General features: G+C 42.4%; 11 protein-coding genes. 7 read left to right on the forward strand and 4 right to left on the reverse strand.

Going from position 1 to position 13026, the window contains the following annotated elements; translation table 11 throughout:
* Nucleotides 1-98: 98 nt before the first annotated feature.
* Nucleotides 99-1208: a lipocalin-like domain-containing protein gene (locus tag DLM75_RS03500; protein WP_429945411.1), complete on the reverse strand. Its 1110-nt coding sequence runs from the start codon at nt 1206-1208 to the stop codon at nt 99-101.
* A gap of 1 nt (nt 1209) precedes the next feature.
* On the opposite strand from DLM75_RS03500, the gene DLM75_RS03505 reads away from it, so the two are divergent.
* On the forward strand, nt 1210-3108 hold the full coding sequence (locus DLM75_RS03505) for a hypothetical protein (RefSeq protein ID WP_118967125.1): 1899 nt from the start codon (nt 1210-1212) through the stop codon (nt 3106-3108).
* 537 nt (nt 3109-3645) lie between these two features.
* On the opposite strand, the gene DLM75_RS03515 is transcribed toward DLM75_RS03505, so the two are convergent.
* Nucleotides 3646-4557 (reverse strand): CPBP family intramembrane glutamic endopeptidase, encoded by a 912-nt coding sequence (locus DLM75_RS03515; RefSeq protein WP_118967127.1) that lies wholly within the window; start codon nt 4555-4557, stop codon nt 3646-3648.
* A 414-nt stretch (nt 4558-4971) separates the two neighbouring features.
* Here DLM75_RS03515 and DLM75_RS03520 point away from each other — a divergent pair, with 414 nt between their 5' ends.
* Genes DLM75_RS03520 through DLM75_RS03545 form a run of 6 tightly spaced genes read left to right on the forward strand, consistent with a single transcriptional unit; the run spans nt 4972 to nt 11001 of the window.
* Complete coding sequence (locus tag DLM75_RS03520; RefSeq protein ID WP_118967128.1) at nt 4972-5709, forward strand: phosphoadenylyl-sulfate reductase; 738 nt, start codon at nt 4972-4974, stop codon at nt 5707-5709.
* An 8-nt stretch (nt 5710-5717) separates the two neighbouring features.
* Complete coding sequence (gene cysD, locus DLM75_RS03525; RefSeq protein WP_241547848.1) at nt 5718-6623, forward strand: sulfate adenylyltransferase subunit CysD; 906 nt, start codon at nt 5718-5720, stop codon at nt 6621-6623.
* Nucleotides 6623-7873: a sulfate adenylyltransferase subunit 1 gene (locus tag DLM75_RS03530; protein WP_118967130.1), complete on the forward strand. Its 1251-nt coding sequence runs from the start codon at nt 6623-6625 to the stop codon at nt 7871-7873. The genes cysD and DLM75_RS03530 overlap by 1 nt, the downstream gene beginning before the upstream one ends.
* Nucleotides 7874-7878: 5 nt before the next feature.
* The gene (cobA, locus tag DLM75_RS03535) at nt 7879-8682 is read left to right on the forward strand and encodes a uroporphyrinogen-III C-methyltransferase (protein ID WP_118967131.1); all 804 of its coding nucleotides are present in this window, start codon (nt 7879-7881) and stop codon (nt 8680-8682) included.
* Entirely contained in the window at nt 8672-9274 is a 603-nt protein-coding gene (locus tag DLM75_RS03540) for a precorrin-2 dehydrogenase/sirohydrochlorin ferrochelatase family protein (RefSeq protein WP_118967132.1), read from the forward strand. Before cobA ends, DLM75_RS03540 begins: the two co-directional genes overlap by 11 nt.
* 41 nt (nt 9275-9315) lie before the next feature.
* Complete coding sequence (locus DLM75_RS03545) at nt 9316-11001, forward strand: NADPH-dependent assimilatory sulfite reductase hemoprotein subunit (RefSeq protein WP_118967133.1); 1686 nt, start codon at nt 9316-9318, stop codon at nt 10999-11001.
* 5 nt (nt 11002-11006) lie between these two features.
* Here DLM75_RS03545 and DLM75_RS03550 read toward each other — a convergent pair whose 3' ends face one another.
* Both DLM75_RS03550 and DLM75_RS03555 read right to left on the reverse strand, forming a co-directional pair.
* The gene (locus DLM75_RS03550) at nt 11007-12089 is read right to left on the reverse strand and encodes an SMP-30/gluconolactonase/LRE family protein (RefSeq protein ID WP_118967134.1); all 1083 of its coding nucleotides are present in this window, start codon (nt 12087-12089) and stop codon (nt 11007-11009) included.
* Entirely contained in the window at nt 12082-13002 is a 921-nt protein-coding gene (locus tag DLM75_RS03555; protein ID WP_118967135.1) for a LysM peptidoglycan-binding domain-containing M23 family metallopeptidase, read from the reverse strand. Before DLM75_RS03555 ends, DLM75_RS03550 begins: the two co-directional genes overlap by 8 nt.
* Nucleotides 13003-13026: the final 24 nt, after the last annotated feature.

A 13026-nucleotide genomic window follows, 5' to 3' on the forward strand; every position in this document is an offset into this window, starting at 1 on the left:
AAAACAGTTTCGAGGAAACAGATCACAAGACAAAGTCTTTTTCAAAAAAAGAATTTGGATAAATGTTAAGAGAAATCAAAGAATCCGCTGATTTTCTTCTAATTCTGATTTCCCTTCAGTTCTAGATAACCGGTCCCTTTGACTTTTTTTCCTTCTCGAGTTCCTGAAATCCGAACGGCTCCTTCCCAATAACTGAATCCGGTCGTCGGTCTAGAATCGAATTCTTGATCTTCAAAAACGGGCTCGATTTTTAAATCCAGAATCGCTTCTTTTTCCGAGGAAGCCGTGATTAGATTCCAACGAAGAGGATATTCCTTTTGAGTCGTTTTACTTTTCCATTTTGAAGAATCGTGAGAAAATAAAACCTCTCCTTCGCGCTCCAAGCCGGTTTTTTTTCCAGAACTCAATCTAACGCTGGCAAAGGATTCCGATCTTGAATTTGGAGATTCTCTAAAATTGAACGCCATAATCTTCGTTCCGTCTTCCAGTTGAATGCAAATCCAATCCCAGGAATTGGACTGATTCGAAAGTTCAGCGTTCTCAGAAGAATCGAAAGGGCTACTCCATTCGTGATCCATCCAAGAATCCCCGCTTACGATTTGGATTTTTTTTTCTCCGATCCTAAGTTCTCCTTTTGTAAAAAGTCCGGGGACACTATAATAATAAGAATAGAAATTCGGATTCTTTCTGCTCTTGATCGATTTCCCCTTATCACCGTGCAGAAGAATGTCCGATGGTTTCGCGGTCAATTTTAGATCTAAGGAAAGGGAAGAATTTTCAGGATCCCGCGCCAAAAGATGGAATTCCGTTTTCCCAAGAATTTTCATCGAATAATTTCCGCTAAAGATTTTTTCAGAGTCATAACCGGCCATTCCACCTAACTTGCGTTCTATGGTCTGGGCGATCTTGTGGTTTCGATTTTCGAAATCGGAGATGGCGAAATGAACGGGAAAGACTTCCTTATTCTTCCCGAATGTTCCTTTGAAAAAACTGAGTTCGTATCCGTATTCTTTTCCTTCGACAGATTTTAATACGCCTACGAAATAACACCATTCCACTTTGTATCGGGAGTGAAACGAATGATCTTTCGGAAAAACAAAGGGTCGCTCGTCGGCAAGAAGTGGATAAAAAAAGAAGAATAAAAGAAAGATTCCGATTCGACTTCTGATCGAGAGTAAGAAGAAGTTGTATTGATTCCTTTTATTCATTATGCGATTCTCCGAGATTTTCCGATTTTCAAAACTTCTTTCCATTGGACTTTTACTTCCGCAGTTCGTCATTTTAGGATTCTATTTCAAGAAACTCTATTTTAAATTTCTTAACTTTTGTCCCAATCAAAACTTTTTGACTTGGGATCCCGATGCTCGATTGGTTACCTCGATTCGAATGGCGGAAGCGTTTCGCTCTTTCGATCTTTTGACGCTTCTTAGATTGACCTTCGATTCTCCGACTTGGCCCGTGCTTCGTAATTTCCCGGAAGCGTTGATCGTTTTCTTTTTTGGTCCGGGCGGAAGTCCTGTTTCCTTGTTTACGTTTGGGGAGTTGATCGTTTTATTCTGCATCGTTCCATGGATTCTCTTTCGATTTACCGAAACACGTTCTTGGATCGCGATCGCATTTTTGTTTCCGATTTTCTGGGGTCCTTTGTTGCAAAATCCCGGATGGATGCATTATACTTTTTCCGGAATGCTCGAGATCCAAGGCGGATTGTTTTATCTTCCCGCGATTCTTGCACTCTGGGAATTGCAAAACTATGATTCATCCGAAGAAAATTCGAACAACGACGCGGATCGGGAGATGAATAAAGAGAAAGCGCTGAATACCGATTCTTATTCTCCTTGGTTTTTATTTTTTAGCGTAAACGTTTTGTTTCATACAAAATATCCTTACGGTTACATCTTTGTCTTTTTCGGTTGTTTCTTTTTTTTCGTATTTCGTTTCGAAGAAACAAAAGATCTCTTTTTTCGAATTTCAAATTCTTATAGAGAAAATATAAAAAAAACGATCCCAATTCTCATCGGAATTCTTCTTATCATCCTTTCCGTTCTTTTTTCCAAAGAGATCCTCCCTGGTAAAACAAAAGGACTTTTGCGTTATGCGGGCGCTCTTATCTTTTGGATCAGCGTCAGTTATTCTCTTTGGAAAGAATTTTATTCCATTCGTTTCGAAAAGGTAGAGTCTTCTTCCAAGAAGGAAATTTCTTCGGTCTGGAAGAATTTTTGGACGTACTGTATTTTTCCGATCGGTTCCTGGGTTTTATTACATCCGGATCGATTTTCCAGTTCGAGTAGCACGATCGGACACGTTCAGGGAGCCGGGTTAATGCCGGGACAAAGCGACGGATCCATTTTTTCCCTGACTTACTTTCGGGAGATTTTGGAGAATTCTTCGTATGCGCCTTATGGTGGCGCATTTCTTTTGTTCGGTTTATTTTTGGGACTTTGTTTTGGAATTCTTATTTATCAAAAAGAAAAACGAATCGAAGCTTCTTTCTTTCTCATACTCTCCATTTTTGTTTCGATCCTAGGATTGACTTTGATGACTCCGAATCATCAACCAAGACATATCTATCATTTGTATCCGGCGATGTTCGTTTCGATCGGGGTTTTTTGCTATGAAAGGTTCGTTTCTAAAAAATTAATATTTCTTTCAGGAATTGTGTATTCTGTATTTTTAATATTGTTCGCAGGTTATTCTACTTATAATCATTTCAACGTTTGGGAAAAAACCAATCTGTGTTTTTCGGGAGTTGATCGGAGTTTGTTTTATACGGCAAACGACGCAGAAGAAGTTTTTATAAAGAATCTAAACAGAGCATCCGTCTTTTGGAACCGACTTCCTCTGGAACATCACAATCGGCCGGATCTGACACTTTCGTTCTTTCGGGCAGGTTTTATCAATCGTCAAGAAGTTCGGGAAAAACGAAGGAAAGAAGAATTCCGTTTCGGGAAAAATCGTTTGGAAAGAGACTGGTTTATCGCCGCCCCATCTTGCGAAGAGATCGAAGGAAATCTTTGGTCTTCCGCAGTGGAGCCTAAGTTTTCAAAAGAGGTCGAACAATTTCCGATTCGTGGGGCTTGTATCGTAAAAGTGAAAGGTTTCCCGTGACTATAAGAAAAACTTCATGACTTTTGAAAGTGTGGACTTCTTCTGAAATCAGAAAAGAAATCGTTTGTCATATTCGTCCCGCTTAAGTTAAGAATGTGGGAGTTTCCACGGATTCGCTTCCGAACCGGTTTAAGAACTTTGTAACGGGATATTCCCGTTCAATTCCGATGGGAGTTCCTACATTTCGGTTCTCTTCGACGAGCTGGTAAACTTAACTCGAAGCAATACGGATTCAATGGAAGGGAAAGCGGAAAGGACTTTTTTTTGAATGGCCTTTTCTATTTTACCAATTTGAAACGGATAGGATTTGTTTTGGAAAGAATTTCTATTCGGGGTCAAATCGATTTTTTTACAAGTTTTGCGACAGGGATCGAAATGGAAATCCTGCAATGCGCTATCGTTTCGCTTTTGTTCTTCTTTGTTCAAAGAGTTTTGATAGCGCTTTGCAGATTGGAATGAAGAGCCCGGTCCTGCGCCGACTCACGATTCGTTTCTTTTTGAATCGATGCGATGTATGGCGCAGGAGTCGCCCGAAACTTATATCAGTTTTTCCCAAAGATAGATTCCTGTAAAAAATTCCATTCCGGCCGCGAGTGCGATATGCGCGTAAAGTCCCCCTCGAATCGAATGCGTTCGAATGCTCAAAGCTCCCATCAACAAACCTCCGATAAACGAACTCAGGATTTCACCGTTCGGTTTTTGAAAGTGCACCAGTCCGTAAACAAGCGCACTCATTCCCACCGCGTGATATCTTCCCGCTGATGAAAGATAACGGATGAGAAATTTTCTGAAAAAGAATTCTGTAAAGTAGAAAGTCGCGAGATATACGGTCTCAAAGATCAGAGTTGTGATCCAAGTAGCATGATAGAAGAATTGTTCGTTGCTCAAGGGCGCCCTCGGATAAAATTCCTTAAATCCGGGAATCAAAGATCCGATTGCGGAGAGAACGATTCCGATGATCAAAATCGGAAAGTAGGAAACGTTTTTCTTTTTTTCAAATGGGATCGGATCGAATTTATTTCTGTAGAAATCATAGATTAAAGGAATCAAGAGGAGAGGAAATAATTGGACCGTTTGTTTGAGAACCTTCCAAGACCAAAACATGGATTCCCTAGGAAAGTATATGAGAATTTTATCATATGGTAGATCTAAAAGTTCAAGGCAGATCAGGCAAATCCAGAATACGACCAGAAACCCAGCGGAGCCTTTCTTTCGCAGAAGAAGTTTTCTTTTTTGTGAAAGATTCAAATAAAATAAAAATATTATAATTCCATAAATTCCTACCGTGGCGATCGACTTTGTTGGAAAATGTTTCGAAGTAAGAATGGGATATCCGTATTCCTCGTTGAAAAAGAGGATCAGAAAGAGCGAACCATAAAATCCAAAAAGTAGTTTGTAGATCTTTGAATTCTTCCGAAAAAAGCCTTTTAAGACCGAAACGATTTCCATTGAAACTGATTGGAGTTTGTCGAATCAGAATTTCCAATACTTTCTGTAGGAGTTCCTACAAATGAGCGATTTTGTTTTTCGTTGCAAAGGGCGGCATTTTGTGATAAGGGGAAAGTTCGGAAAATTTCCCGCGAGCCCTCCTCCTCCACCCAATCAGGGTGGGGGCGCGTGTTTCCGCGGGGGATCTAGGAGTTCCTACAAAATTCGGATCTTCTTTTCAGAAATTTCCAGTAATTCCGAGAATTTGTCCCAAAGGAGAGCCTTAAATCAAATATAGTTTACAAAAAATCCAATATATAGAACTTTGGTAAAAGAATAGCTCCCTTTTTTCCGAAATTTAAGCTATTTCTTGGTTCAATTATAAAATCAAGCTGGATGCGTGAGCATTCAATTCAAGACTGAGCTATCACGAATATGTCACCGCAAGAATTAGAACAAAAACTTGCATCTCTTAGCCTGGAAGACTCCTTAGAATGGATTAGTAAGGAGTTCGGAGAGTCTGCGGCCTTCTCTACGAGCTTAGGCATTGAGGACCAGGTTATTACCCACGTAATCTTCTCTAGAAATTTAAAAATCCGAGTCTTTACTTTGGATACGGGGCGTCTCTTTAACGAGACCTATGATCTCCATAAACTTACGAATGCGAGTTACGGAAAAAAGATCGAAACTTTTTTTCCGGATACGATCGCGGTACAAAATCTGATCAACACAAAAGGTCCCGATAGCTTTTATGATTCCATCGATAACAGAAAAGAATGTTGTTACATTCGTAAAGTGGAGCCTCTCAATCGGGCTCTGAAAGATACCAAACTTTGGATCACCGGAATTCGTTCCGAACAATCGGATTCCAGAGGATCTCTCACAAAAGTGGAACTGGATTCTTCCCGTAATATTCTAAAATACCATCCGATCCTTGATTGGACTCTGGAAAGAACCCAGGACTTTATTGCGACATATCGAATCCCAGTGAACGTCCTTCACAGTAAAGGATTTCCTTCGATCGGTTGTGCGCCTTGTACTCGTGCGGTTGCGCCCGGAGACGACATTCGTTCCGGAAGATGGTGGTGGGAAGAAGACAATCAAGAATGTGGACTCCACGTTGTGGACGGAAAATTAGTCCGTCAGAAGTCCGGTCCGAAAAGAGCAATATGAATTCAACTATGAATAAATCCAGACTTACACATCTCGAACAACTTGAAGCGGAATCGATTTACATTCTTCGTGAAACCGCTTCCCAATTTGAAAGACCCGCTCTTCTTTTCTCCGGCGGAAAAGATTCCATCACGTTAGTTCACCTTGCCCTCAAGGCGTTTCGTCCCGGGAAATTTCCCTTTCCTCTGGTGCATATCGACACAGGTCATAACTTTCAAGAAGCCCTCGATTTCAGAGACGAACTCGCAAACAAAATCGGTGAGAAGCTGATCGTTCGTTACGTTCAAGATTCCATCGATCAAGGAAAAGCTGTAGAAGAAAAAGGTAAATTCCCGAGTAGAAACGGAATCCAAACCGTGACCCTTCTCGATACGATTGCGGAATTCAAATTCGACGCTTGTATCGGAGGCGCTCGTAGGGACGAAGAAAAAGCAAGGGCCAAAGAAAGAGTTTTTTCAGTTCGCGACGAGTTCGGTCAGTGGGATCCGAAACTGCAAAGACCCGAACTCTGGAATATCTACAACGGTAAGATCAGTCCCGGTGAAAATGTTCGCGTATTTCCGATTTCCAATTGGACCGAGTTGGACGTTTGGGAATACATTCGTAAGGAAAACATCGCTCTTCCTTCTTTATATTTTTCTCATACTCGTCAGATCATCTATCGCGAGAATCTTCTCTTTCCTGTTTCTAAGTTTATCACGATCGACGCGAATGATCGTGTGGAAGATAAGATCGTTCGTTTTCGCACCGTAGGCGACATGACCTGCACTGCGGCGGTCGATTCTCAAGCGGATAACATCGACGATATCATCCTCGAAATTCAGGCGACTCGGACCACGGAACGCGGTTCCAGATTGGACGATAAACGTTCCGAAGCCGCTATGGAAGATAGAAAAAGAGGAGGATACTTCTGATGGATTTATTACGTTTTATTACCGCGGGAAGCGTGGACGACGGGAAGTCCACTTTGATCGGAAGACTTCTCTATGATAGTAAGTCCATCTTTGAGGATCAACTCGAAGCGATCGAAAAAACCGGCAGAGGAAACAATGGCCAGATCAACTTGGCTCTTCTTACGGACGGACTCAAGGCCGAAAGAGAACAAGGAATCACGATCGACGTCGCTTATAAATATTTTTCCACTCCGAAAAGGAAGTTCATCATCGCCGACGCTCCGGGCCACGTTCAATATACGAGAAACATGGTGACGGGAGCTTCCAATTCCAATCTTGCGATTATCTTGATCGACGCGAGAAAGGGCGTGATCGAGCAGACGTATCGACATTCTTATATCGCTTCTATGTTGAGAATTCCTCACCTCGTCGTTTGTATCAACAAAATGGACCTCGTGGAATTTTCCCAATCCAGATACGAAGAGATCAAAGCAGAATACCTCAACTTTGCCGCTCGCTTGGATATTAAGGATATTGAATTTATTCCGATCAGCGCTCTCAACGGAGACAACGTCGTAGATAAATCCGAAAATCTTTCCTGGTATGAAGGTAGAACTCTCCTTTCCCATTTGGAAGAAGTTTATATCGAAAGTGATGAGAATTTCGAAGACGCGCGTTTTCCGGTTCAATACGTTATTCGTCCTCTTTCGGACGAACACCATGACTACCGCGGTTATGCCGGTCAGGTTCGCAGTGGAATTTTTAAGAAGGGTGATGCTATCACCGTTTTACCAAGCGGTTTTACGAGCACGATCGAAGCGATTGATACTTATGCAGGAGAAGTCGAAGAGGCCTTTCCTCCTATGTCCGTCACGATTCGTCTCAAAGACGAGATCGATATTTCTCGTGGAGATATGATCGTAAAATCGGACAATCTTCCGATCGTTTCTCAGGACATCGAAGCCAATATCTGTTGGATGGATTCTAAATCTCTTTTGGCGGGGAATAAATACCTTCTTCGTCAAACAACAAACGCAGTAAAGGCGATCGTGAAAGAGATCGAATTCAAAGTCGCTCCTGATACTCACGAAAAACAAGACGCAGGAAAAGGTCTCACGTTGAACGAAATCGGAAAAATCAAAATCAGAACCGCAAAGCCGATGAGTTTCGACGAATATAGAATCAATCGTACCACCGGAAGTTTTATCCTCGTAGACGAGGGAACCAATTCTACCGTCGGCGCCGGTATGATTACCGGAGTTGGAGCCTAGACTTTATGTTGGTCTCCGATTCTAAATCCAATCCGATAAAACCGGGAAAGGTTTTTCTCGTTGGCGGCGGTCCGGGAAATCCGCAAGACTTGACTCTGCGCGCGTATCGGATTCTTACAAAATCGGAAGTCATTTTGTATGATGCGCTTTTGGATCCTTCTTTTTTGGAAATTTTTCCTAAGGACGCGATCGTTCACTACGTCGGCAAACGTTCCGGTGCTCATTCAGCTACTCAAGAAGAAATAAACCAGCTCCTTCTTTCCTACGCTCTTTCCGGGAAAGACGTGGTTCGTCTCAAAGGCGGAGATCCTTTCGTTTTCGGGCGAGGCGGAGAAGAATTAATCACATTAATCAATCATAATATAGAATATGAAATCATTCCCGGCGTGAGTTCTCTCAACGCGGGGTCGTCTTTCGCAGGCTTTCCCTTAACGCACAGAGGACTTTCTCGTCAGGTTTTGATTATGGACGGACATACCGTTCTCAATGAAGAAACGGATTGGGAATGGTTTGCGAAGTTCCAAGGAACGATCGCTCTTTTTATGGGAACAACTTCGCTTCCTAAAATAGCAAGACTGCTTCTGGATCATGGAAGCTCGGAAGAACTTCCGGTGGCTCTTGTCGAAAATGCATCGCTCGCAAATTGCAAAATTCAAACCTGTTCTCTCAAAGAAGCCTCAAATTCTTATCTTGAAAAAAGAACCAAAGGACCCGGTATCGTCTATATCGGAAAGGTGGTTCAGTTTTTACAGAAAGACAAATCGACCGCATTCTTCTCACAAATTTCGGAGGGAAAGAATGAGTCGTAAATATCCTGCATTTCTTAATTTAGAAAATAAGAATATTCTTTTGATCGGTGGTGGAAAAGTCGCCCTTGAGAAACTTCCTCATCTGATTGATTGCGGGGCGAAAATTACCGTGATCACTCTGGAAGCATGTAGAGAAGTTCTCGCCATCTTAGATAAACATCCGGAAATCAAAGTGGAATATCGATCCGTCGATTTTTCGGACCTTCAAGGCCGTGCGTTAGTATTTTCCGCGACGAACGATTCCGAATTGAACCGCAGGCTTTGTGAATATGCGCATTCTTGGAAGATTTGGATCAATTGTGCGGACGATCCTTCCAACTGCGATTTTTATTCGGCGGCTGTCTTGGATCGCGGACCGCTGAGAATCGCGATTTCAACGGAAGGAAACTTCGCCGGTTTATCCGGAGTGGTCAAGTCCGCATTGGAGGAGCTCATTCCAACCGATCACGAAGAAGATTTTCAAGAATTGATCGATTTTAGAAAAGAACTCAAATCGATTTTACCCGATCCGGAACGTAGAAAAAGAATTCTAAAGAATCTTTTACAAACTCTCAAAGAAGAATATTTCAGCGCATCAGCAAACCAAAAATAACAGAACGAAATCATAAACCCGAAAAAGGAAAAATCTAAACCATGTCAGAAACAAAAGAACTATCGCCGGTTGAAGAAATTAAACTGAACTCAAATAATCTCAGAGGAAAAATCGCCGAGGGAATCGACCAAAACATCGATTCTTACGAAGAGGATGAAAAACAGCTCCTGAAATTTCACGGCCTTTATCAGCAAAAGGATAGAGATCGAAAGAAGGACGAGAATGGAAACGACGTAGAAGCGCCGACTACATTCATGATTCGCGGACGAATTCCCGGTGGAAGACTGACTTCGGAACAATATTTGGTCTGGGACGCTCTTGGAGATAAATTCGGCGGTGGTGCGATTCGTTTAACAACGAGACAATCGGTTCAGCTTCATACCTTGAGAATCTTTCATCTTCGCGATGTGATGCAGGAAATCAATAAGATCAATCTTTCCAGCATGGGAGCATGCGGGGATGTTGTCAGAAACGTAACCCAAGCCGTGAATCCTCACGGCAAAAAGAGCCTTCAACTTTTGGACGGAGTAGCTCAACTCCTGTCCGACCATTTTAAATTTAAGACAAACGCTTACGCAGAAGTCTGGTTAGGTGATAAACAAATCAATAAAGACGAAGAAGATCCGATCTATGGAAAAACCTATCTTCCTAGAAAATTCAAAATTGCGGTCACTCTCGCCGGAAACAACACCGTAGATATCTATGCAAACGACATGGGTTTTGCCGCTACCCTGAATTCTGACGGAAGTAAGATCGACGGCTATTTTGTTTTTGCAGGCGGCGGTTTCGGAATGACTCATAACAAGCCGGAAACGTTTGCACGGGCCGCGAGTCTTTTAGGATGGATTCCCGAAGGCGCGTTAGTCGCCGTTGCGGAAGCGATCGTCACCGCTCACAGGGATTTTGGAGATCGCACCAATCGAAAACACGCGCGTTTGAAATACGTTCTTGCTGATAAAGGCGTAGAATGGTTTAGAGGAGAAGTAGAATCCCGTTCGAAGACGAAGTTTGATCTGAACAAAGCGCTTCCATCCTGGGAAACTCCTTCGTATTTGGGTTGGACGGAAAGAGAGGACGGAACACTTTCTCTCGGGTTTCATACGCTTGCAGGAAGAATCAAGGATTTTCCGGGAAAACCTCTTAAATCCGCTCTGAAAGAAATTATCGGAACTTACAAACTCGGTGTTCAGATCACTGCGGATCAAGATTTGATTTTGATCGGAGTTCAAAAAGCGGATCAAACAAAGATCGAAAAGAGATTAGAAGAATTGAATGTGAGTCCGAAAAGTCCGCACCCACTTTTTGATCGCGCCCTTGCTTGTCCCGCACTTCCAACTTGCAGTTTGGCTCTTACGGAATCCGAAAGAACTTTCCCGGAGTTACTAAACGGAATTCAGAAAGTATTAGAAAAGCACGGGCTCAGCGATCGTGCGCCGGTTGTAAGAATGACTGGATGTCCGAACGGATGTGCAAGACCGTATTCCGCGGAAGTAGGAATCGTGGGTCAGCAAGCCGGTGGAAAGTATTCCTTATTTTTCGGAGCCGATTCGGAAGGAACGAAAGTGGGAGAATACGTAGCGAAGAAAGTCGCTTTCACGGATATCCCGGCCCAACTCGAAAAAGCATTTATTCTCTGGAAAGAGGAAGGAGCTCCGGGTGAAAAATTCGGTGATTTCGTAAACCGTTTTCCTCTCGAAAGATTTAGAGAAGCATTAGGATCAATGTAAGAATATTAGAAAAAACGAATTTCTTCGACGACGGGTTTCATCTTTGCGATTTTACCCTGCGTCGAAGAAACTAAGTAAACGTTTCCGGCATGGTTTACAACCGAAGTGATTCCACTGATCGAAGTTCCGGAAAAATCCTGATAGTTTGCCGTGATATCTCCGAAATCGTTCATGGCTATTACAAATCCCCTCGGCGAATTTCTCGCAAATAAAAAGTATGGAAGTCCTCCCAAAAGATTCTTAATCTCGGGATATTCCTGCGTTTTATCCAAAAATTCGTTTCGATAAAATGGAACTCCGATCCAGAAAGAACCGCTTTCGTTCGATATCAATCCCGGAATACCCGGTATGTTCGTTAGAAAGAATTTTTCGATTCCTCTTTTCGAACCGAAGAGTGGAACGGATGAAACTCTGTGACGAAACGGTTCCGTGACTAAGAGAAAATTTTCGTTCGTAGACAAGGCGATTCCGGTCGGGTAATACAATTCTTCATTCAATATTTCTAATGAAGTCAAGTTTTTATCCGCAGTAAGAATCATCCCGTTCGGAAGAGCGGACAATTCCTCTAAAAAGGATTCCTGATAAGAATACGTCTTGCTGGAAACTGTGAAGTAGATTCTACCATCTTTCGCAATGTCGATCGCATGAGGAAAACGTAGAGGATTTCCATCCGGCAATTTCGATATGAGAATTTTTTGAGATCCGTCTTTTCGTATCGATACGATTCCAACTTCTTCCACGCAGACTAAAAGACTTCCTTGGCTATCAAAACTCATTCCCAAAGGACGACCCTCAAGCGTCGCAAAAACTTCCACCTTTTCGTTTGTGCGAATTCGGATTATTTTTTTGTCTTTTGTGCCGGTGTAGATAAATCCCGATGTGTCGATTGCGATTCCATAAGGTTGTTCTAATACGTCCTTATGGATCCACTCGGCTTCCAACAGATGATTGTTCTTCTCCGTATCAAAAGGAGAATCCGGAAGATAACTTTCCGTTACAACCTTACCGGAGCGTAAAAATAAGATGCCTAAGAATGTCAGCGAGGTTAGTATAAAGACGAATATAAAAAGTGTGATTTTTTTAAGCATGATCCCTAAAAACCGGTCTTTGCCTTTGGTTGAATCGTCTCACTTCAAAGTGTAAATGATTACCCGTGGCTCTTCCCGTTTGACCGACCTCTCCGATCTTTTGACCTTTCCGAACTTTTTCACCAGGTTTCACTGAAATCGAACTTAAATGACCGTATAACGTTTCATAGCCGAGCCTATGATTCAACACGACTAAATTGCCGTAACCGCCTTTTTTATCGGAGAAAGAAACTTCACCGTCTGCGGATGCAAAAACGGCCGTTCCTTCCTCGGCGGCCATATCCAGTCCTCCGTGAAAGGTTTCTTTTCTCGTGAACGGATCTTTTCTTTTGCCGAATCGAGAAGAAATAATGCCTTCGTCGCCCAGCGGACGAAAAAAAGCCATTCCATAGAAAAAAGACCTTTCTTCTTTCGGAAGTCCTTTACCAGGAATGAACCACATTCCTTTGGTTTCGTCGTAGCTCACAAACTTCTCAGCGAGATTGTATTTTTTGGAAAGTTTTTTCTGAACGGAAGGCGAGTTATCTTTTTCGTCCGAATCATAAATTCCGCGCATGTTCGGAATCATGAGTTCCATTCCAGGATAAATATCATAAGGGGAAGAAAGGCTATTTACGGAAGAAAGGGTATCGATGTCCATTCCCGTTCTTGCCATGATCTTGAAGAAATTGTCTTCTTTCTTCACTACGTATCGATAGAATTCAAGAGAGGTCAGTTCCGATCTCTCTAAATTGGAGACTGAAATTCGAAGGTTGTTCTTTACGTCTTCCCGGAGGCGTTTGATGGATTGGTTGTTATAATCGAGATTTCGAAGAAGTTCCGATTTCTGACGGGAGTGGATTGGATTCTCGAAAAAAATAACCGCGAGGATCACGGTAATCATTCCGATTGGATACCAGAGAGATCGTATCATGGTCTTATACAAGTAGAATCGGCT

Origin of the sequence: Leptospira stimsonii (assembly GCF_003545885.1) — a bacterium.
In the GTDB taxonomy this organism is placed as follows: Bacteria; Spirochaetota; Leptospiria; order Leptospirales; family Leptospiraceae; genus Leptospira; species Leptospira stimsonii.